Origin of the sequence: Arcticibacter eurypsychrophilus, from assembly GCF_001730525.1 — a bacterium.
In the GTDB taxonomy this organism is placed as follows: domain Bacteria; phylum Bacteroidota; class Bacteroidia; order Sphingobacteriales; family Sphingobacteriaceae; genus Arcticibacter; species Arcticibacter eurypsychrophilus.
The window spans coordinates 58249-79912 of record NZ_MDFN01000003.1 but is presented as its reverse complement, the minus strand read 5'-3'; the positions used below and the strand labels follow the sequence as shown (position 1 = coordinate 79912).

The following is a 21664-nucleotide window of genomic DNA, read 5'->3' as shown; positions in this document are numbered from 1 at the left end:
TTTTAATATTATTGCTAACGTAATTATTAAATGAAAATTAAGAGAAGAAGTGTGGTGCTAATAGCATCATTTGCATTATTGTTTAAGGGCGCTATTGGTCAAGATTACAAAAGAACAGCAGCAGGAATAATAGCAAACATTGATTCATTTAAGGTTGAATTGCAGTTTTTTAGTCCTGCTATCATACGCGTGTTAAAGTATCCAACAGGGAGTACTTATACGAAAAAGAGTCTTTCAGTAATTGAAACACCCCAAAACGTTCTATTAAAAGTACATCAAAGTGGTTCTATTTTATCTTTAACTAGCTCGTCCGTCAGGTCAGAACTTAATTTGAAAACAGGACAGGTCGTGTTTTTTAGTAAGAACGGGAAGGAGCTGGTGAGGGAAAAGGAATCAGGAACACAATTTACGCCAGTACGTGATTCAGAAGTTCAAACTTATAAGGTACGTCAATCTTTTGAACTCGATCAGGATGAAGCTATTTATGGCATGGGACAGCATCAGAAGGGGGTGATGAATTATCGGAACAAGTCGGTTAAACTGAAGCAGAGTAATATGGAAATTGCTATTCCTTTTCTTCACTCTATAAAGGGGTATGGATTGTTTTGGGATAATTACTCTACAACGAATTTTGATGATAATAAAGAGGGTGCTTCTTTTGAATCGGAAATTGGTGATTGTGCAGATTATTACTTTATAGCTGGCGCAAATGCAGATCAGGTAATTGCCGGACTGCATCATTTGACAGGCAAAGCGCCTATGTTTCCAAGGTGGGCATTTGGTTTTTGGCAGAGTAGAGAGCGCTATAAGAGCCAGTATCAGACGGTAGAGGTGGTAAAAAAGTATAGGGAACTCGGTATCCCTCTTGATGGGGTGGTGCAGGACTGGCAATATTGGGGCATAGATGAAAGTTTATGGAATTCCACCGAATTTGGTAATCCTGCATTTCCTGATCCTAAGGCAATGGTAGATAGTATCCATGGAATGAATGCACATATTATCATCTCTGTCTGGCCATCTTTTGGAAATAAAACAAAAATTTTCCATGAAATGAAAGAGGGCAATATGTTGTTTGACTTCGTCACCTGGCCCATTAATCCAAACGTACAAGTTTATGATGCTTTTAATCCAAAAGCACGTAAGATTTACTGGAAGTATTTGAATAAAAATATTCAGTCTATTGGCATGGATGGTTGGTGGCTTGATGCGACCGAACCTGATCAACTTAAACCTAAGTCTACGGATGACGAGAATAAGACTTGGCTAGGAAGTTTTAGAAAGGTGCGTAATGCTTTTCCTTTGCAATCTACTGGTGGTGTTTATCAAAATCAAAGAAGCGTTACTTCGGATAAGCGTGTGTTCATTTTAACGCGTTCGGCATTTGTTGGACAGCAGCGTAATGCTACAATGACGTGGTCGGGTGATGTGCAATCCACATGGGATGTGCTGCGCAATCAAATTTCTGCTGGTTTAAACTTATCTTTAAGTGGGATCCCTTATTGGAATAGTGATATCGGCGGGTTCTTTCCCAGAGGAAAGTACCCCAAAGGAGTGAAAGACCCTGCTTTTCATGAGCTTTATGTGAGATGGATGGAATTTGCAGCATTTACATCGATGTTCCGCTCTCATGGTGAATTTACTCCCCGTGAGATCTATCAATTTGGGAAAAAAGGCGATTGGGCTTTTGATGCTCAGGAGAAGATTATTAATTTAAGATACCGATTCCTCCCATATATATATTCTAATGCATGGGCTGTTACGTCTGGCTCTTCATCCATGATGCGTGCTTTATTCATGGATTTTCCTGAGGATAAGAAAGTAGTGAATATAGATAATCAGTATATGTTTGGAAAATCTCTTTTAGTAGCTCCTGTAACTGATTCGATGTACACTAAAAGGGTAGGAGGTGTAACGGAAACGGATATTAAGACGATTAAATTGCATAAAGTATATCTTCCTGCAGGTCATGATTGGTATGACTTCTGGACCGGAAATAAAATATCGGGCGGACAGGAAATTGAAAGGGCGGTTCCAATCGACTTAATTCCATTGTATGTTAAAGCAGGATCAATTATTCCGATGGGGCCTTTTCAACAGTATTCTAATGAGAAAGACCTTAAAAATCTAGAGATAAGGCTTTATCCAGGAGCTGATGGATCTTTTACTCTTTATGAAGATGAAAATGACAACTATAATTATGAGAAAGGGATGTTTAGTACTATAACCTTCAAATGGAATGATAAAACCAGAAATTTGACTGTTGAGGATCGGATAGGTACATTTTCGGGTATGATACAAAATCGACTGTTTAATGTCACCTTGGTTAATGGAAAACAGGGTGTAGGAATGGCTGAGCCTATGAAGCCAACACAAGTTTTAAGTTACTCGGGTAAAAAGAAAATTCTGAAGTTTGAATGATAATAAAGTTCCAAACCTTTAAAAATGAGTATATATAATTTTCTTATGTATGTAGGAAAATTATATATTTGTACATGGGTTCATCAAATGGTATGTTAAAGGGCAGTTTGCAAACAATTATGTTAAAGCTACTGCAGGAAAATGGACGGATGTATGGTTATGAAATCACTCAAAAGGTAAAAGAGATTACAAAGGGTGATATAAAACTTACCGAGGGGGCTATTTATCCTTCTTTACATAAGATGGAGGCTGAAGGGTTATTGATTACCCATACAGAAATGGTGGAAAACCGGGTGCGCAAATATTATTTGCTTACAGAAGAAGGCAAGGTAGAAGTAAGGAATAAATTAAAAGAAGCGGAAAGTTTTATTGGCAATCTTCAACTTTTATTAAACATGAAACCTGCTGTCTCATGATACTGAACAAACAACAACAAGCTGCTGTACGCAGTCAGATTTTAGAAATCAACGTCCTTCCTGAGCGGTTTGATGAAATGTACGATCATGTATTGACATCGATAGAGCAGAAACCGGTACATACGGATTTCTCCTTAAAAATGGTTCAGGATATTTTGGGAGCTGATTTTGCAGATTTGGTTCATACTGAAAAGGAATGGGAGCGCTATAAAAAAGTTAATCTTATTTGTGGTTTTGTTTTGTTTGGCATTGCGACTCTGATTTATTGGCTAACCATGGAGCCTACGGCTAGCTTTTGGGACTGTGGTGAATTTATTGCTGCTTCTTATAAACTTCAAGTGGGACATCAGCCGGGTGCCCCGCTATTTCTGCTCATCGGTAAACTGTTTTCTATGTTGTCCATGGGAGATACTGGTAAAGTTGCTTATTGGATTAATTTTAGTTCTGTTTTGGCAAGCGGGGCAACCATTATGTTTTTGTTTTGGACTATTACGGCTTTGTCGGTTAAGGTATATAAGCGCAATAGTAAGAAAATACAGCTTTTTGCTGTGCTATCTGCAGGTATTGTAGGTGCAATGGCTTATGCTTTTTCTGATACCTTTTGGTTTTCTGCTGTGGAGTCGGAAGTGTATTCATTGTCTACTTTGTTTACCGCAATTGTGTTTTGGGCTATATTAAAATGGGAAACGGAAGATAATGATCGTTGGCTCATCTTTATTGCTTTTATGGTAGGCTTATCCATAGGTGTGCATTTGTTGAGTTTGTTAGCGATTCCGGCGGTGACCTTGGTTTATTATTTTAAGAAGAACCAGCGTCCGGGTGTACTAGGTATAGGAAAGGCTTTTTTAGCAGGGTGTTTTTTAGTAGGCTTAGTGCAGTTTGTTATCATTCAATATTTTGTGCTTTTTGCCGCTCACTTTGATCTGTTTTTTGTAAACACATTGGGCTTGGGATTTGGTTCGGGGGCTCTCTTTTTTGTGGTTTTATTGGGTTGCCTGCTTGCGGTTGGGCTTTACTATTCTATTCTTAAAAATAAATATAAACTTAACCTGAGTTTACTTTGTCTGGTATTTATTTTATTCGGTTTCAGTTCTTACCTGATGATTTATGTGCGGGCAAATGCGAAACCTAATATTAATTTAAGTAATCCGGATAATGCTTTTTCGTTATACAATTACCTGGGGCGTTCCAACTATGGAGAAACACCATTAATATATGGAAATACTTTTGATGCTAAGTTGATCAGTCAGGAGCAAAAAGGTCCTGCTTATCGGAAAGGCAATGAAAATTATGAGATTTCGGGTTACGATTATAAAAGAGGATATGATAAAAACGTATTATTTCCAAGAACATACAGTACAAAACCCTATCATCCTGATTTTTACCAGCAATGGCTGAATTTAGCAGTAGGGGAGACTCCATCGTTTGCCAAGAATATTCAGTTTTTTACATCCTGGCAATTGGGATTTATGTATTGGCGGTATTTTCTGTGGAATTTCGCTGGTCGTCAAAATGATATTCAGGGACAAGGGGAGATTAATAACGGTAATTGGCTATCAGGTATTAAACCCTTAGATGCTCTGCGTTTAGGAAATCAATCTAATTTACCTCCTAGTATTACTTCCAACGCTGGACATAATGTGTATTATAGTCTGCCGCTTTTATTAGGTTTTGCAGGATTTTTTTATCTGTATCGAAAGAATAAAAGAGATGCGGTTGTGTTGATATCCTTATTTTTCTTTACCGGAATTGCGATTATATTGTACCTCAATCAGGATCCCTTACAGGTCAGGGAAAGAGACTATGCTTATGTGGGTTCTTTTTATGCTTTTGCTATTTGTATTGGGTTGGGGGTGCTGGCTGTCAAAGAGTTATTAAGCAAGTTGTATGCCTCGAAATATAATCCTGTTCTTGCTGCTGTGATTTGTTTTATAGCTGTACCAATGCTGATGGGGATGAACAATTGGGATGACCATAATCGTTCGAACAAAACTACTGCTCTGAATTGGGCAAAAAATTACCTGAATTCCTGTGCTCCAAACGCGATACTCTTTACTAATGCGGACAATGACACTTTTCCACTTTGGTATGCGCAGGAAGTAGAAGGGATTCGAACTGATATCCGCGTGATCTGTATTCAGTTTCTGGGGGACGATGCCTATGTCAATCAAATGAAAAAGGCTTCTAATTTATCTACCCCCCTTCCAATAAGTATGCCTGATGAAAAATATGTAGAAGGGGTAAGAGATTATATTCCTTTCGTGGATTATGGTCTGATTGACAGTGCGGAGTTGAAGGACCTGCTGGCTGTGATGACTTCGGATAAACAAGAAGATCAGGTTCAGATGGAGGATGGTTCTTTTATGAATTTCCTTCCGACACGGAAACTTAAGCTTACTGTGAATAAGAAACAGGTTTTGAAAACAAATACCTTATCGGCAGATGAAATTGCTGAGGTTTCGGATTTTATCGAATGGAAGTTTAATCAGCCTTTTGTGAGTAAAGCCAATTTAGTAATGTTTGATATCCTGGCACACAATGATTGGAAAAGGCCTGTTTATTTTGCTACTTCTGTGTCTCAGGATACATATCTGGGGTTAGATCAATATTTGTATCTGGAAGGATATGCGTATCGTCTACTGCCTTTGAAAGTGGATCATTCTAAACTGGAAAAGGCGGAGCGTACGCATACTGGGGTGATGTATGCTAATATGATGAATAAGTTCGACTTCTCTTCTTTTAAAAAGGCAGCCTATTTAGATCCGGAAAGCAGGAGGGTAATGAATGGTACATGGAAATTAGCGAATACATTGGCTGAAAATCTGATGGATAAAAAAGAAATTGCAAAAGCGCATGATGTGATGCAGAAATGCATTCGGGAATTGCCTTCCGATAATTCCACTATAGTGGATACGTTGAATAAGATTAGTACGATTCGGAATCTATACAGGTGTAGGGATGTCGGACAGGCAAATGTGCTTGCAAATCAAACATTTAACTTTCTTGATGCGGAGCTGACCTATATTACTTCGTTGAATCCTAAATTTCAGCAAGCGAGTTTGCAGGATATCAGAATTGGATTTTATGTGTTGGATGCCCTGGATAAAATAACGACTGAGTATAAGGACGAGGCATTGAATAAATTAATAAAAGGAAATACTGCCTGGCTGGAGCAACATGTTCAAATCTAACGGGATTAAATCTGTAAGTTAATAACTGATCAAAACTTTGTTTTTTCAGTCTGAAACTGTACCTTTGTCCTTAACGGTAGATTTCTAGTATTATCATTGTTACCCGATTAGCTGATCAATAGATCATCTTTATTTCCTAAATGCCTGTTATACCGTTAGAACAGGGGAGATTAAATATAAGCGATTCCATTTTTCATAAAATTGATTGCCGAAGGGAACATTTTAATGCTTCTTACTTAAATTTAAATATTATGGCTAAGTCACAAGCAACCTTCATGAAGAAACAACTGGAAAAAACCAGACTTAAAAAGAAGGAAGAGAAAGAACAACGTAAACAGGAACGCCAACAAAATTCTACAGGTGGTAGTCTTGAAAGTATGATGGCATATGTGAATGAGTTTGGCGAGATTGTATCTGAGCCGCCTATTCCAACTCCTCCTGAAAAAAACAATTAAATTAAGGAATAGTATATTTCCTTAAAGAATATTTAGTATCTGAATCGGAGCATATCGGATAAATACGGAATCACGTGAATAAATAAGTGATTATGTATCATCACTCAAACGAAGAAGGTGTTTTATTAGTAATTGATCTATCTATCACTTACTAATTTACTCCATGGAAAACATTTTCGCCTTTCCTTCAAATATTCTTTGCTTTTCACACCTTCGCTTGGATTTTGTTTACCAGCGACCACAATATCTACTTACACGATTTTCTAAGGATTGTAAAGTTCTTTTTTTTGAAGAACCTGTATTTGAAGCGAATGTGGGAAAAGCTTTTATATCTTTTTCGCAGCGACAAGGAGATGTTTGGGTGATTGTTCCTCATTTGCCAAAGGGCTTAAGTAAGTCATCTATTAGTTCTACTCTAACCGAACTTGTAGATTCTATATTATCAAATGAAAAGATAGAGACTTTTGCTTTTTGGTATTATACGCCCATGGCATTGGAATTTACAAGCAAGTATTCTCCGGCCCTAACGATTTATGATTGTATGGACGAATTATCTGCCTTTAAATTCGCACCTAAAGAATTGAAAAATCTGGAAAAGAAACTGATGGCAAATGCTGACCTGGTATTTACAGGAGGCCAGTCTTTGTACGAAGCAAAGAAGACTCAGCATGCCAATATATATCCCTTTCCCAGCAGTATTGAAAAAGAACATTTTGCATCAGCAAGAACACAAAAAGCAGAGCCTGAAGATCAGATTAACATAAAGGGACCCAAAATTGGTTTTTATGGTGTAATTGATGAGCGGTTTGATATCAATTTGATTGATCAGATTGCTAAAGCCAGGCCCAGAGTGGCAGATCATTCTGATTGGGCCGGTTGTTAAGATAGATCCTGAAGTTCTTCCCAGACATGCGAATATACATTACCTGGGGTCTAAAACTTATCATGAACTTCCTGCTTATCTTTCAGGCTGGGATGTTTCCATGATTCCATTTTTATTGAATGATTCAACGCGTTTTATAAGTCCTACCAAAACTCCTGAATATCTTGCTGCCGGTATACCTGTCGTGTCAACAGCGATCAGAGATGTTGTGCATCCATATAGAATAAATAAATTGGTACATATAGGCTCAAATGCATCAGATTTTATTCATGTAATTGAGCTGGAACTTCAAAGTAGAAAGAAGTCACCATGGTTAGTTTTAGTCGATCATTTCCTAGCTGGAAACTCTTGGGACAATACCTATTCTTCTATGCATATTCTTATTCAAAATGCATTACTAAATAAGAATAAAATATCAATTGCAAGTTAAATTGGAATGATAATTAAGCAATTTTAATGTCTGTATTTTGATGCTTTATTGGGTGTCTCTAAAACGGACTTATTAACTATACATTACTTATATTTGTGTGTAGTTAATCAGGTATGGAAATTAAAAAGGAAGCTCTTAAACGAAAAAGCAAAATTCTACTATCTTCATCTTCCAAACGACCTGATAATGATCAGCAACTAAAAACTGATTTTTATATAGCTGGTCTGGGTGGATCAGCAGGAGCTTTTAAAGCTTATGAGACCTTTTTTACGCATATGCCTTCAGATAGTGGGATGGCCTTCGTTCTTATTATGCATCTTGATCCTAAACATCAGGGTAATCTTGCTGAATTGATACAGACGTACACTTCTATGTCTGTAGTAGTTGCAGAAGATGGAATGCTCGTTGAAAAAGATCATGTTTATGTTATTCCTCCTAACAAGGATATGGGAATGCATGAGCGCAAATTATTTTTACTCAAGCAATCAAAAACAAGAGGCTACAGTTTGCCTATAGATTACTTTTTGCAAAGTTTAGCGGATGATCAGCTGAGTAAAGCTGTGGCCATTATTTTTTCAGGAATGGGATCTGATGGGGAAACTGGAGTAAGAATGATTAAGGAGAAGTTGGGAATGGCTATGGTTCAGGATCCAGCAACTGCTACCTTTGACAGCATGCCCCTAGCATCAATTAATACCAATATGGTAGATTACATATTATCTCCTGAGGAAATGCCAATTAAATTGATTCAGTATGTAAATCATCCGATTCTGGTAGAGGAGTCTAATAATGACGAGCTAAGGGAAATCTTAAATTCAAACGCTATACAGAAAATTTTAATGTTATTGCGTTTGCATACTGGCCATGACTTTTCGATGTATAAAAAAAGTACGGTGATTAGGAGAATTGATCGAAGAATTGCTTTTCATCAACTGCCTGATTACGGATATTATGTCAATCATTTACGGGAAAATCCACAAGAGATTGATGTTTTATTCAATGAGCTTTTGATTGGAGTAACTAAATTTTTCAGAGATGTTAACGCGTATAATACACTAAAAAACAAATTAACAATTATTTTAAAAAATAAAATAGATGAAGAACCTGTACGAGTTTGGGTTGCAGGTTGCTCAACAGGTGAAGAAGCTTACTCGATGGCGATATTATTGTTGGAATGTGTAGGTGAACTTAAAGGGAAACATGTATCTAGAATTCAGATTTTTGCTACTGATCTGGATAATGATGCAATTGAGCGTGCCCGGACGGGTTGTTACCGTGATAGTATTTCAGCTGATGTTTCCGTTGAACGACTGGATAAATATTTTACAAAAAGGGAGGATATTTACTGTGTAAAAAAAGAGCTTAGGGAAATGATTGTTTTTGCTCAGCACAATATGATTAAGGATGCACCTTTTACCAGGCTGGATCTGCTAAGCTGCAGAAATGTATTGATTTATCTTACTTCAGAATTACAGAAAAAAATTATTCCAATATTCCACTATTCGCTTAAATCAACCGGATTGTTATTACTAGGGCCAGCTGAGAGTATAGGTGGTTTTAGTGAGATGTTCGTTCCTGTTGATGTGAAATGGAAACTTTTTGCTCGTAAAGAAGGAAGTCTTAGTGTGGGTAAGATTATCGATTTTCCATTTCACGTAAATAAACAATCAATTAATTTGTCAACTCAGGATAACTCCAGAAAAGGAATTAAGTCCACTTCCATAGCCGAGACTTTTAATAAAATATTACTTGAAAGTTATACTCCTGCATCGATTTTAGTAAATGAAAAGGGAGATATATTATTCATTAATGGCAAGATCAGCCGGTTTATGGAATTTCCTCAGGGTGAAGCGGTCTTAAATGTGAATAAAATGATTAAGGATGAACTGAAATATGTTTTGGGAAATCTTATTCATCAGGCAGCACTGCAAAAAACAATGGTTTCTGTAGCTGATATTAATGTAAAAGAAGGTGATCATTTTAGATTAGTTTCGTTGAAAGCTGTTATGTTGGAAGAGCGGCCTTTACAAGGGTTAATATTAGTTATGCTTGAGGATACAGGTCTGCTAAAAAAGAAAAAAGAATCAGTAAACTCTAAAGGTCAAAATAATAATAAGCATATAATTGATATTGAAAAAGAGCTTTTAATTACTAAACAGCAGTTGCGTAGTACGATAGAGCAGATGGAGACTTCGTTGGAGGAGCTTAAATCAACGAATGAGGAACTTCAAAGTACGAATGAAGAGTTACAAAGTACGAATGAGGAATCGTTGACGACTAAGGAAGAAATGCAATCGTTGAATGAAGAGCTTATGACGATTAATGTGCAGTATCAATCTAAAGCGGAAGAACTTACTCAGTTGAATAATGACATGAAAAATCTTCTCGATTCCACAGAAATCGGGACTATATTTTTGGATAATAATTTAGACGTGCTGCGTTTTACTCCTCAGGTGCGTAAATTATTTAACCTGATCCCATCAGATGTAGGAAGATCAATCACACATATTGTATCCAATTTTGAAACTCCATTAGAGGAAGAAATTAGAGAGGTAATAGAAAATCTGCTTACAAAAGAGATTGAGGTTAAAACAAAAAACAATGAATGGTATAATGTCCGCATTATGCCTTATCGAACTCTTGAAAACTTTATTAGTGGCGCTGTATTAACTTTTAGCAGGATTACACAATATAAATATATGGAGTTTAAGTTAAATGCTTTGAAAAGATATTCAGCAGGAATTGTAAATGTTTTAATAGAACCGGCAGTTCAGTTGGATAAAAATCACCATGTAATTACTGTGAATAATGCTTTTCTTAAGCGCTTCCATGTGGAAGATCAAGAAATAGTGGGTCATTATTTTATAGAGTTTTTGCAAAATAATTGGAATATAGATAAATTAGATGCTGTTCTTAAATTATGTAAGAGGAAAGAAAAAGGTACAATAGCGATTGAACTTGAAAACGATGAAGGCATAATTGAAACTTTAGAAATCAATGCACAGCCATTTATAGATGCAGAAACAAGTGAAACATTAATGGTGTTAATCATTATTAATGAGGTAGAAATAGATAAAGTTGAAGAAAAGAAAGACTTCAAATCCGGAAATTGATTTTAATAATTTGCAAAATTCTTTCAAAACCCAATTGTCAAGAGCTGAGCAAGAATCAGAGGACAACAATAAACTAGAGAGAAACAAATTATTGCAAGAATTGCAGATTCATCAAATTGAGTTGGAGATGCAGAATGATGAGTTGCGTCATGCTAATGAAGAGTTAGAGATTCAACGTATCAAATTTACCGGAATCTATGAACTTGCACCGGTAGGCTATTTTATTTTGAATCAATCGGGTATTATTGAAGAAGTAAATACGGCAGGATCGGTTCTTTTGGAGTTCGATAAAAGTATTATTGTAAAAAGAAGTTTTCAAAGCTTTATAGCTAAAGATTATACAGGTACTTTCTGCCGTTTTTTTAAAGAGATAAAAAGCCAAAATGAAAGAAAAAGCTGCCAGCTGGAGTTGATTACACAACATAAAAAAACTTTGTTTGCACAAGTAGAAGGAATAGCAATACATGGCATGCATACGAACAGAGTGGACTGTTACATTGCTCTTATCGATATTACAGAAAGGAAGGAGGCTGTTCAGCGACTAGAGGTTACAAAAGAAAGGTTGGAGCTTGCGCTTGAAGCCTCTGAAGCGGGAACCTGGGAATATGATTATAAAACTGGCAAGATTCTTTTAGATGAATCAAATTACCACATTTGCGGTATTGATAAGTATAAATATAAAGGGGAGTACCATCATTTTTTGAATGCAGTACATTCTGCTGATCGTTTTGCTGTTGATAATTACTTTCGCACTTGTATTAATCAGGAAAAGGAAATAAATATCGAGTTTAGTATTAATAAATCGGGTAAGCCCTGTGTGGTATCTATGAGGGGACATCACATTAAAGGATCCGATGAAAACCAGCGTTTAGTTGGAACAATTATGAATATTTCTGAAAAGCGAAGGCTGGAAAATGAAGCTGATAAGTTTAAGATTGAGGAGCAAAGAAATATTACTACTGCTATTATTAACACAGAAGAAACTGAACGTAAGCGAATTAGTGATTCGCTTCACGATGGTGTATGTCAGTTGCTCTATGGTATTAAATTGAACTTGCAACAGTTAAATGGCGCTGATTTTAAGGAGGGGCCATTGAACAATATAAAATCACTACTAGAACTTTCCATCAAAGAGACTAGAAATATTTCTTTTGAACTTGCTCCATCAATTTTAAATGATTTTGGATTAACTATCACAATCGAGGAATTAGGAAGGAGGTTATCCACAGATAAACTTGCTATTCAAACGTCTGTAAAAGGATTGAATAAACGTTTAGATCTATCTGTAGAAATTAGTGTTTTTCGCATGGTTCAGGAACTGATTAATAATGCCATTAAACATTCTGAGGCTACTTTAATTAAGGTTGAGGTTAGAAAAATGAAAGGGTTGGAAATAGTGGTAGTAGATGATGGGATCGGATTTGACCAAACATCAAAAAGAATTGCTATAAAAGGTATGGGACTTAGTAATTTGAAAACAAAAGTTGCTATTTATGATGGATTGATAGCGATTAATTCATCACTCGGAAAAGGTACATGTGTGAAGATTTTGCTTAATAAGCTTACCGATTGAAAGAGTAATTTCATGGATAGTATAAAATACATTATTGTAATTGGTGCCTCAGCTGGTGGGTTTAAGGCTATAATTGATTTGGTTTCCAAAATTCCATCCAATTTGCCTACTGCAGTATTTGTTGTATTACATTTATCAAAAGATTCGATGGTAGAGGTACTTCAACATCATATGGGAAAATATACATCACTTATATGCCGTATACCTCAGGATATGGAAGTGATTAAAAGGGGGTATGTATATATCGCTCCTACTGACCGCCATATGCTTCTTAAAAAGGGATTGATCAGGATTACGAAAGGTCCTCACGAGAATAGATGGAGACCTTCAATTGATGTGCTGTTTCGTTCTGCGGCTGCCTCTTATAACTCCCGTGTTGTGGGAATAGTATTAACCGGTATGTTATATGATGGCACATCAGGCATGTCTGCAATCAAACGAAGTGGCGGAATAACTATTGTACAAGAACCTTTTGAGGCAGAATTTCCTGACATGCCTACTAGTGTAATTAATAATGTTCTTGTTGATTATCGTGTACATATTGGAGATATTGGTTATATTTTGGAAGATATATTTTCTAAATCAATACAAATTAAACAAATTCCTGAAGATGTAATGATTGAAGCTGAAATTACCGAACGAACGGTAAATAGTATTGACGCTTTAGAAAAAATAGCCCAACAGTCCACTTATGCTTGTCCACAATGCGGCGGTGGTTTATGGAAGATTAATAATGACCATACACACCGGTATCGTTGTCATACAGGCCATACGTTCTATGAAAAATTGTTGCTCGAAAGTCAGGCTGAATCTGTAGAAGAATCTATTTGGGTTTCTATACGGTTGCTAGAGGAACGTGAAAAGTTATTAAAAACGATAGCTAAGCATGATTGTGAATCGGGTAATATGGAGCTCAAGGCGATCAATGCTGCAAGAGCAGAGATGATCGAGACGCATATTATACGTCTTAAATTAGCGTTGGAGGAATTACATAATGATGGTACAATTGCTCAAGATGATGTTGCTTAAATAAGTAAATGAAAGAGGTTTATAATATTGAATATAAATGATTCCAATTAAGATATTTTTAGTAGAGGACCACAATATTGTAAGAAACGGTATCAGGACGCTTTTAAACATGCAACCAGATATTGAAATAGTGGATGAAGCAGCTTCAGTATTAGCAGCTTTGGAGAAGCTTAAAACTGGGATTCAGGTAGATATTGTTTTATCGGATATTAATATGCCAGAGTTCACTGGCCTTGATCTGATTCATATGATGAAAGCTGATTTTTCCCATATAAAGATCATTATGCTAACCATGCTAGACCATGAGAACTACATAAAACAGACTATTTCTGCGGGGGCTAGTGGTTATTTGCTTAAAAATGTTGATATAGATCAAATGTTGTTTGCCATTCGCCATATAGCGGGGGGAGGAAAGTATATATGTTCTGAAATTGTATTCGAAATGCTTAAAAGGCAATTTAGTAGCGCAAATGATACTTTTTCTAATGTTCAAACCTCTGTTGACCTTTCACAAAGAGAAGAAGAAGTCCTATTGTTAATAGCCGAGGGATTTACGAATCAGGATATTGCAGATAAACTTTTTACAAGCCGAAGAACGGTAGAAGGTCACCGTCAAAATTTGCTTGAAAAAACAGGTACAAAAAATACGGCTACTTTAATCGGGTTTGCAATAAGGAATAATATGATAAACTAAACTGTTAAGTGTATTACGTATTGATAATCAGAATTTTGCATGTGTTTTGTGTGTGTTGAAAACAGAATTTTAATATGGGATGATCATAAATACATCCTTGAAGTCTTATATGAAGCTCTAAGTTATTGCTGATTTTGATGTTAAAACGGTCTTGGATATTAGCAGTTTTTAAACAGAGCTTGATATAAATAAACCTGATCTGTTTCTCATTGATTTTCTTATAAAAGGTATAAAATGGGGATGAGGTATGTCATTAATTAAAAATGGCTTATTTTATTCCTGTGATTTTAATGTCAGGATACCTAAAAGTAGTCGAATCACTTGGCACATACAGTTGTGACGAATTTATCGCAAAGCCGTTTGATTAATGCACTAATAGACAAAATTCATGGGTATACGTCTATTAGTGCACTAAAATTAAGCTGCTTTAATTTTAGTGTTTATAATAGTAGGTGTTTCTACAGATTTCGCAAGTAAACGATATTGTTCTGCTACCAGCTTAGAAACATTTTTCCAGGTAAACATGGCATTTACTCTTTCAATAGCATTTAATTTCATTGTGTCGAATAAATGACTATCTGATAATAAATATTTAATTTTTGAGGCTAAATCTTCAGGTCTATCCGGAGGTACCAGGAAACCGGTTTTGCCATCTTCAACGCTATATTTTATTCCACCTACATCAGAACCAATAACCGGGGTTCCGCAGGCCATTGCTTCCAATGGTGTAATACCAAAGGGCTCATACCAAGGGGTGGTAACAAATACATCTGCTGCTGAATAATAATATTTAAGCACCTGGCGGTCTTTTCTGCCTAGAAAATCTACAGAGTCATTGATATTTTCAAGTCTGACTATATTTTGAAGACGTGATAGCTCGGGGCTTAACGCTGGATCAGGTATTTCCGTATCGCCTCCTACAATAAGCAATCTAACGGCATAACCTGTTTGTTTGAGTTTTGCTACTGCTCTGATCACGTTGTCGATGCCTTTTCGGGGAACCATTCTTCCCAACTGTAACACGATTTTTTCTGACTTATCAAGATTCAACTTTTCCCTTGCATATTTTTTACTTACTGGGTAAAATTCTTTTTTACTAAATCCGCAAGGAATAATTGTGGTTTTGTCAGGAGATGCCTGGTAAAAGTGCATGAGGTCATCTTTGTCCTGGGGACATTCGGCGATTATTTTATCAGCAGTCTGTACAATACCTTTTTCTACTTCAATTCGGATCGAAGGAAATTTGTCCCCCTCTTGATGATATAATTTTCTAATATAACCCAAGGCATGAAAAGTGATAATGAAAGGAATACCAAGGGTTTCTTTAAGCTCAGAGGCTACCCAACCAGACATCCAGAAATTGGCATGAATGATTTTATAAGTCAAATCTTCGCGTTGCATAAAGGAAATTATGCTATCGGTAAATTGAGGCATGTATTGCCACAGCTCTTCTTTAGGCAATGATACCGCCGGGCCAGCTTGCACATGTACCACACGTAGGCTTTTTTTCCAATACACGACATGTTGCAAATTTTCTTGATCACAACGAGTGAAAATGTCAATTTCATAACCTAATTCTACTAAATGTTTTGATAGTTCAGCAACATAAACATTCTGTCCCCCACTATCCACTCCACCAAGCGTAGCCAAGGGGGATGCGTGCTCACTTATAAAAGCTATTCTTGTTTTCATATTAGATAGATTTGAAAAAAGCGTCGTTAGTTAAATGTTCTAAAATTTTTTGATTTAAGAGTAGTGCATCAGCATATGGTTTATTTAAGATTCGTTCGGTGGGGATTTCTTTTGAACTGTTATCCCAGAGTCCTGAATGGTGCCAGCAATCTAAATTATCCCAATCAGGACGATCTATGATCGGATACAAGCAAATACCCCAAAACGGAATGGAGATGATTAATTTAGAAACTTCATGCGTTATGAAGTTAATCCAAAATGGTCTATCTTCCCCAGGATGACTTGTTTCAGTTAAAACTATGGGTTTATGGTAGCGTTTGTAAGCTTCAATTAAGAGACTGGAGAGCGAACGCCATCTTGGATCAGGAATCTCATTTGCCCAAGGTATAAACTCATTAAACCCTAACACCCATTGGTTATTATAATAATAATTAAAACCTAAAATATCAAGGTATTCAAGTTTGCTACCTAATTCCGGACAAATTCGTCCACATAACATATCTACAGATTGATACTGTAACTCATGACTCTTAGCTGCTTCTAGAATGGTATCCTCTGTAGCAAAAGAAGGAAGTACTATGTTTACAAGCGGCTCAGTAGTTAATATACGAATACGTGGATCTAATTCTTTTAAAGCCTTCACACCTTGTATATAGGCACGCATTAATGCATACTTCAACTCCCAACCATTTCTGACGCAATAAGGGGAGGTTCTCCCAACTTCACCACCTAACCAGGATAAAAAGCTTACTTCGTTAATAGGCGTGATAATTAATTGATCATCATAGCTCATTTCAGAAAGCCAATAGTTGGCAAATGCCTTGCATATGCTAACAAAACGTTCTGTGAAATGGGGGTGAAGAGGACTGAGATCATTAGGGAATCCAAAATGACATATGTCCCAAACTTGTTGAATTTTATACTCTTTTGCAATATCTAGCATTAACTTGACGGTGCTAAAGTCATACTGGTAAGGTATAATTTCTACCTTACTCCATCTGATTCCCTCCCGAACAGTAGTAATATTAAAATCTTTTAATTTGCTGTAATCTTCTTTGATTAAATCCAAATGGGCAGTTAAATTTAAGAAATCAACTCTGTTACCGCTTGAATTAAGATGGTCAGCGCATTCAAATCCGCCCATCCAAAAAGATTTGAATGGATTTATGCCTTTACGATTTAATTCCATTAGGTGATTTTTAAATTAAACCAATGTTGTAATTTTTTCATATGTAAGAGGTAGATCAAGAAGTTGACAACCGAACGCTTTTATTGTTTAAGCTTATTATAGGGACAATATGAATCCAGGTATAAATACGTTACCCACATTAATATAGGTAAGTAATTACTTTTCCTGTATGTTTAAGCTAAATAAGTTATTTTAATGGATTTCTAAACCAAAGAAATCAATAAATTACTTAATATTGATTGAAAAGGAGTGTATTGAAAAAAGCATAATAATCACGTATTTAACTTTTTTGAATGCGTTTTTTTTATGAGCATTGATTATTCTAATAGGAATTTGCTGTTTCACTCTACTCTTAAATTGAGATGATTCTGCAATTATAAAACCTTAAAATGATATAAAACAATATCCCAAAGAAAGTATATGATGTAATGAATGCATTAATGCACGAATAAATACTTGCTAATTTCAATGTAACTACGTGATTGTTATCCTTCTCATACTATAAACTTATATATGTGCTATTACCCATATTCTTTTACCTAAGTTTATTAAACTTTAAAGTAGTTGATTTTTATATATCTACAGTAGAGTCGTTTACACCTAAAATAATATTGTTTTAATTAAAATATTAGAATATGAGCAGTCTAATAGATGACAATCAACATGTATCAAAACATGAAAAAAAATTCATGGCATTATACAATAGCGTACCTAATTTAATCTGGATAGCTAACCCAAATGGTGACATCAAGTTGGCTAATAATCAATTTAAAGATTACTTTGGTCTTTACAGTGAAAAAGTGCATACTGATATGTCTTATAATTTTTTAGACCAGTCTGAGATTTCATCGATTTATAAAAAATGGTTTATTACAGCTGATAAAGCAGAGACATTTGAATTGGAGATGAAATTAAAGAACAAGGAAGGGATATTTCATACATTCTTCGTTCGTATTTTACCCTATTTCAGTGGTGGGGAACTTAATTCATGGTATGGATCATGTATTCACTTGGATTGTGACAAGAAAAAACATGTAGAATTTATGCCTTTTGTTGACAAAGATCTACTGCTTGTAAATAAATTGAATGATAATTATACAACAACATTAAAACAATTGGCTTTTGTACAATCTTCTCAGATTCGTCGTCCTCTGGCAAATATAATTGGTCTTGTTTCCTTACTTGAAAGTACTGCTGATACAAATCTAGTTAAAGAACTTATTACATTAGTAAAAAGCAGTGCAGATGATCTTGATTTAATGATAACAAGTATGTTAAAAAAGACTTATGATGATTAATATGCTAGTTGTTTAAAACAAAGCATGTATGGAATAATATTAACTAAACCGTTTTTAAATAATAATCCTCAAAATTTTAGTCAGTAATGTCTTTATTTTGAGGGTATTATTTTTTGGTAATATAGTATAATGAAATTGAATTTTTTATTTACCCATTCAATCTTTAACTATTGTTAATGTATATAGTTTAATTTGACTTATTCTAATTAGAACAAAAAGCTAATTTTCAAGTAAAATTAAAATACGGCAGTAACAGTATTTGGTCAAATTGATATTCTTGTCAATAATGCAGCATTTCAAATGGTGAGTAAGGATTTGAAGGAAGTACCTCCAGATGAATGGGAGCGTACATTTGTTACTAATATAACGGCCATGTTTTATTTGAGTAAAGCTGAGTAGCCATTTATGAAACCGGGCAGCAGTATATTTAATACCACGGCGGTAAACGCTTATTCTCCGAGTTTCGTCTTACTGCCATGTGCAGCTACTAAAGGTGCCATTTATAATTTCACAGCAAACCTGAGTCAGAAAATTTTGGATATGAAACCCCTATGGGACGACCAGGACATTACATTCTATATGTGTAGTCGGTAATTAACAATGCACAGAAATTGGCAAATAAGAGTGCACAACTTTAGGCCTTAAGAATGCGCAGTTTTACAAAAGTAAATATCCTGATCTAAGTTCCAAATATAGTTCTCCTGTTCTCCATTCTGTAACTTTTACCCGAAAGGCTAATGACCTCACACCTGAACAGGAGCCGGTCAAGCAAAGCGGTAGCCAGCACTTCATCATCCAGCATTTTAGCCCAATCTGCGGGCATTTTATTGGTCGTAATAATGAATGAGGTATTCTCATACAACTGATTAATAAAGTTGAATAAGTTCACAGCCTGGCTTTTTTCTACAGGAAACAACATCACATCATCAATGACGATTAGGCTGGCTTTGATTAGCCGCTTGTAATCGGCCATTGCTGAGCGGGCAAAGTCTTTCATTTTTAGCATATTGATAATCTCCTCCATTGTCCTGAAGTACGCTTTGTACCCTTTCTCAATTGCATCAGCGCACAACCCTGCTGCCAGCATTGTTTTGCCCACACCTGAAGGTCCCATAATCATGATGTTATAGAGCTGATCCAGCCAGGCCATTTCCCGTAGTGTATTTATCTTTTGCTTGCTAAAGCCATTATCAGGCCTCTGTTCATACTCGTCAAGATTGGATCTGGTGGGCAATTGAGCTGTCTTAAGCAATCTTTCTCTGGCCTGGAGTTCTCTATGCAGGGACTCTTGTTCAAAAAGCGCTACAAGAAAGCTTAGATAGCTGAGATGATCATTTTCTGCTTTATTTACCATCTCTTCTATTTTTGTTGCCATGCCCATTATTTTATAACGGCGGCAATACTGGTCAATGTGTTCTTTTTGGCTCATATTAGTTGTTTAAAGGGGTTAATATTTGGTGATAGTCTTCAATTCTGCTCAACTGTGGTTGAAACAAGGCCAGGATGGGATAGGTGCCGTTCAAAGGGTTAAGCCCGGATAAAGCAATAGCATCAGGCTTTGACTCTTGTTTGAATTTAGTAACCAGGGTCTCAAAGTCATTGGCACTATTGATCCCTTGCTGGATGCAGAAGCTTAATGCTTTTTCAATCAGGTGTTCCTGAGTGTTGTTCAATACCCGATGCAGGATTAAAAGTTGGTCACGCAGGTACCGGGGTTTATCTATACGGATAGCTGCAATGAAACGCAGCATGACTTCTCCTGATTCGGTTAACCGGGAAAGCTCCATAGCCATTTCTTCCAGGGCAGCACTTTTATCACGCTTGTGGTCTGTATTTACAATCTTCATGCCCCTGCCAGTGGCAATCATATGCCTGCATAATTCCGTTTTGTTGACATGGCAAATAATCAGGCAGCTTTCTTCTCTGTGCACGCAAACCTGTGTACCTCTTCCTGCGTAAGTGCCAAGAGGCAAGGAATATAGGTTGCTTTTCCAGGATATCGTGTTGTCCTTTCTTACTGCATAGAATGAAGGTGTTGGCAGTGGTATAGTCAAAGGTTCGAAAGGTTGCAAAAAAGCCTGTTCGATAAGCCACTCCTGGTGGGGGGCTTTTTTGGTTAGTGCATGATCCAGCTTATTGGCGGTACGTTCCAACCATCTTAACCCATCCTGATTTAAGGTTTCCATATCGTAAAAAGTACGGTTATAAAGAAAATTTTGCTTAATGTATTTGACCACGTTCTCAATCTTTCCCTTACTTTCCGGATCTGCCTTTCTGCACATGCGTATTTTAAAGCCACGGTCTCTTACATAGGTTTTGAATTGAGAGGTAAGTACCAGGTCTCCACTGTTTTCATTACTGATAAAGACTTTGTCCTGATCGTATACCACTTCATCAGGAATGCCTTTGATGTAAGAAAAAGCGCGCTCATGAGCCTCAATGGCACTATGGCTCGTGAATGGGCTACTGCCAAAACAAACGTATTTGAACCTGGAACGGGACAAAACCAGGGTAAAGAAGTAAACTTTTACGCGTTTTCCAGAAGAAGTAAACTTTGACACGTTTTCCTTCATCCGAGCGCATATTGTACTCGCCAAAGTCTACTTGTCCCTGCAGGCCATAAGCGGTTTCTTCCACTATCATATAACCCCGGACAGCTGGTTCATAAGGCAGATCGTGCTGGGCACGCACCCATTTCACAAAGTTAAAGATCGTCTTTTGGTTAACTTCCGGAAAATTATCATGGTGCTCTTTCAACCAATCGTGCATCTGTGCCGCTGGGGTGTCCCGGTACCGTGTTAACCGCTCCTTTATAAAGGATTCGTAGGGTAACAATAACTTTGTGCGTGTACTTTGGCTTTTTAAGAAAGCTTCAAACTCCTGATCCGAAAGGCCCAGATACTTTTTTACTGTTCTACGGTTACAGCTAAGGGCTTTACTGATCTTAGAAATTGAACGGCCTTCGCTGTTCATTCGTTTAATCTCATAATACATCATAAATTTGCTTAAGAATGCGTTCATATTCCATCAGTTTTAGTAGACCGATGAAGTTCGTGTTTTAACGGTGGGGTGTAATTATTCCACCGTTTTTTTTGCATTCTTACTGCTATTTTCTGTGCACTCTTAATTGCCAATTTCTGTGCAGTTGTATTTACTGATTACAATATGGTAGCACCTCCTATTTATTATTAAAATAAGTCATTAGAAAAAAATCCAGAACATCCAATATGCCAGTTGATCATGAGTAGTTAAGACAGCCTTTGTCATCTTTCTGAGCGTTAGC

The 21664-nt window shown here is 36.4% G+C and carries 16 protein-coding genes and 1 pseudogene; 12 read left to right on the top strand and 5 right to left on the bottom strand.

Annotation, left to right across the window (positions count from 1 at the left end):
* The first annotated feature begins 30 nt into the window (after positions 1-30).
* The 10 genes from BFL47_RS02830 to BFL47_RS02790 all read left to right on the top strand — a co-directional run bounded on the left by BFL47_RS02830 (position 31) and on the right by BFL47_RS02790 (position 14202).
* Positions 31-2418, top strand: a complete 2388-nt coding sequence (locus BFL47_RS02830; RefSeq protein ID WP_069658282.1) for a glycoside hydrolase family 31 protein — start codon at positions 31-33, stop codon at positions 2416-2418.
* A 74-nt stretch (positions 2419-2492) separates the two neighbouring features.
* Positions 2493-2834 carry a PadR family transcriptional regulator gene (locus BFL47_RS02825; RefSeq protein ID WP_069658281.1) on the top strand — a complete coding sequence of 114 codons (342 nt, stop codon included), beginning with the start codon at positions 2493-2495 and terminating at the stop codon, positions 2832-2834.
* The gene (locus tag BFL47_RS02820; RefSeq protein WP_083256961.1) at positions 2831-6025 is read left to right on the top strand and encodes a glycosyltransferase family 117 protein; all 3195 of its coding nucleotides are present in this window, start codon (positions 2831-2833) and stop codon (positions 6023-6025) included. The genes BFL47_RS02825 and BFL47_RS02820 overlap by 4 nt, the downstream gene beginning before the upstream one ends.
* Before the next feature lie 251 nt (positions 6026-6276).
* Positions 6277-6480: a hypothetical protein gene (locus BFL47_RS02815; protein WP_069658348.1), complete on the top strand. Its 204-nt coding sequence runs from the start codon at positions 6277-6279 to the stop codon at positions 6478-6480.
* Between the two features lie 163 nt (positions 6481-6643).
* Positions 6644-7363, top strand: a complete 720-nt coding sequence (locus tag BFL47_RS19990) for a glycosyltransferase family protein (protein WP_211480917.1) — start codon at positions 6644-6646, stop codon at positions 7361-7363.
* Entirely contained in the window at positions 7302-7793 is a 492-nt protein-coding gene (locus BFL47_RS19985) for a glycosyltransferase (RefSeq protein ID WP_211480916.1), read from the top strand. Before BFL47_RS19990 ends, BFL47_RS19985 begins: the two co-directional genes overlap by 62 nt.
* 113 nt (positions 7794-7906) lie before the next feature.
* On the top strand, positions 7907-10906 hold the full coding sequence (locus BFL47_RS02805) for a CheR family methyltransferase (RefSeq protein ID WP_069658280.1): 3000 nt from the start codon (positions 7907-7909) through the stop codon (positions 10904-10906).
* Entirely contained in the window at positions 10872-12479 is a 1608-nt protein-coding gene (locus tag BFL47_RS02800) for a sensor histidine kinase (protein WP_069658279.1), read from the top strand. Before BFL47_RS02805 ends, BFL47_RS02800 begins: the two co-directional genes overlap by 35 nt.
* Before the next feature lie 12 nt (positions 12480-12491).
* Positions 12492-13508 carry a chemotaxis protein CheB gene (locus BFL47_RS02795; protein WP_069658278.1) on the top strand — a complete coding sequence of 339 codons (1017 nt, stop codon included), beginning with the start codon at positions 12492-12494 and terminating at the stop codon, positions 13506-13508.
* Between the two features lie 37 nt (positions 13509-13545).
* A complete protein-coding gene (locus tag BFL47_RS02790) occupies positions 13546-14202 on the top strand; it encodes a response regulator (protein WP_069658277.1) in 657 nt (218 codons plus the stop codon).
* 417 nt (positions 14203-14619) lie between these two features.
* On the opposite strand, the gene BFL47_RS02785 is transcribed toward BFL47_RS02790, so the two are convergent.
* On the bottom strand, positions 14620-15894 hold the full coding sequence (locus tag BFL47_RS02785) for a glycosyltransferase family 4 protein (protein ID WP_069658276.1): 1275 nt from the start codon (positions 15892-15894) through the stop codon (positions 14620-14622).
* A gap of 1 nt (position 15895) precedes the next feature.
* Entirely contained in the window at positions 15896-17083 is a 1188-nt protein-coding gene (locus tag BFL47_RS02780; protein WP_069658275.1) for a glycoside hydrolase family 1 protein, read from the bottom strand.
* Between the two features lie 635 nt (positions 17084-17718).
* Between BFL47_RS02780 and BFL47_RS02775 the strand changes: the two genes are divergently transcribed.
* Together BFL47_RS02775 and BFL47_RS20150 are read left to right on the top strand one after the other, a co-directional pair.
* Positions 17719-18381, top strand: coding sequence for a PAS domain-containing protein (locus BFL47_RS02775; protein ID WP_069658274.1), 663 nt, complete (start codon positions 17719-17721; stop codon positions 18379-18381).
* A 255-nt stretch (positions 18382-18636) separates the two neighbouring features.
* A pseudogene (locus BFL47_RS20150) lies at positions 18637-18780 on the top strand (SDR family NAD(P)-dependent oxidoreductase); the annotation flags it as partial.
* Positions 18781-19060: 280 nt separating this feature from the next.
* On the opposite strand, the gene istB reads toward BFL47_RS20150, so the two are convergent.
* The 3 genes from istB to BFL47_RS02755 are packed head-to-tail and all read right to left on the bottom strand — an operon-like array spanning position 19061 to position 21402.
* Positions 19061-19810, bottom strand: coding sequence for an IS21-like element helper ATPase IstB (istB, locus tag BFL47_RS02765; RefSeq protein WP_069658272.1), 750 nt, complete (start codon positions 19808-19810; stop codon positions 19061-19063).
* 1 nt (position 19811) lies between these two features.
* Positions 19812-20954 (bottom strand): DDE-type integrase/transposase/recombinase, encoded by a 1143-nt coding sequence (locus BFL47_RS02760; protein WP_083256960.1) that lies wholly within the window; start codon positions 20952-20954, stop codon positions 19812-19814.
* On the bottom strand, positions 20845-21402 hold the full coding sequence (locus BFL47_RS02755) for a hypothetical protein (RefSeq protein WP_139125742.1): 558 nt from the start codon (positions 21400-21402) through the stop codon (positions 20845-20847). Before BFL47_RS02755 ends, BFL47_RS02760 begins: the two co-directional genes overlap by 110 nt.
* Positions 21403-21664: the final 262 nt, after the last annotated feature.

Bases quoted from the DNA above. Each gene is read 5' to 3' on its own strand.
- BFL47_RS02790 (WP_069658277.1), top strand. From the start codon at position 13,546: ATGATTCCAATTAAGATATTTTTAGTAGAGGACCACAATATTGTAAGA.
- BFL47_RS02805 (WP_069658280.1), top strand. From the start codon at position 7,907: ATGGAAATTAAAAAGGAAGCTCTTAAACGAAAAAGCAAAATTCTACTA.
- BFL47_RS02785 (WP_069658276.1), bottom strand. From the start codon at position 15,894: ATGAAAACAAGAATAGCTTTTATAAGTGAGCACGCATCCCCCTTGGCT.
- BFL47_RS02830 (WP_069658282.1), top strand. From the start codon at position 31: ATGAAAATTAAGAGAAGAAGTGTGGTGCTAATAGCATCATTTGCATTA.
- BFL47_RS02775 (WP_069658274.1), top strand. From the start codon at position 17,719: ATGAGCAGTCTAATAGATGACAATCAACATGTATCAAAACATGAAAAA.
- BFL47_RS02820 (WP_083256961.1), top strand. From the start codon at position 2,831: ATGATACTGAACAAACAACAACAAGCTGCTGTACGCAGTCAGATTTTA.
- istB (WP_069658272.1), bottom strand. From the start codon at position 19,810: ATGAGCCAAAAAGAACACATTGACCAGTATTGCCGCCGTTATAAAATA.
- BFL47_RS02815 (WP_069658348.1), top strand. From the start codon at position 6,277: ATGGCTAAGTCACAAGCAACCTTCATGAAGAAACAACTGGAAAAAACC.
- BFL47_RS02795 (WP_069658278.1), top strand. From the start codon at position 12,492: ATGGATAGTATAAAATACATTATTGTAATTGGTGCCTCAGCTGGTGGG.
- BFL47_RS02780 (WP_069658275.1), bottom strand. From the start codon at position 17,083: ATGGAATTAAATCGTAAAGGCATAAATCCATTCAAATCTTTTTGGATG.
- BFL47_RS02755 (WP_139125742.1), bottom strand. From the start codon at position 21,402: ATGAACGCATTCTTAAGCAAATTTATGATGTATTATGAGATTAAACGA.
- BFL47_RS19990 (WP_211480917.1), top strand. From the start codon at position 6,644: ATGGAAAACATTTTCGCCTTTCCTTCAAATATTCTTTGCTTTTCACAC.
- BFL47_RS02760 (WP_083256960.1), bottom strand. From the start codon at position 20,954: ATGAAGGAAAACGTGTCAAAGTTTACTTCTTCTGGAAAACGCGTAAAA.
- BFL47_RS02825 (WP_069658281.1), top strand. From the start codon at position 2,493: ATGGGTTCATCAAATGGTATGTTAAAGGGCAGTTTGCAAACAATTATG.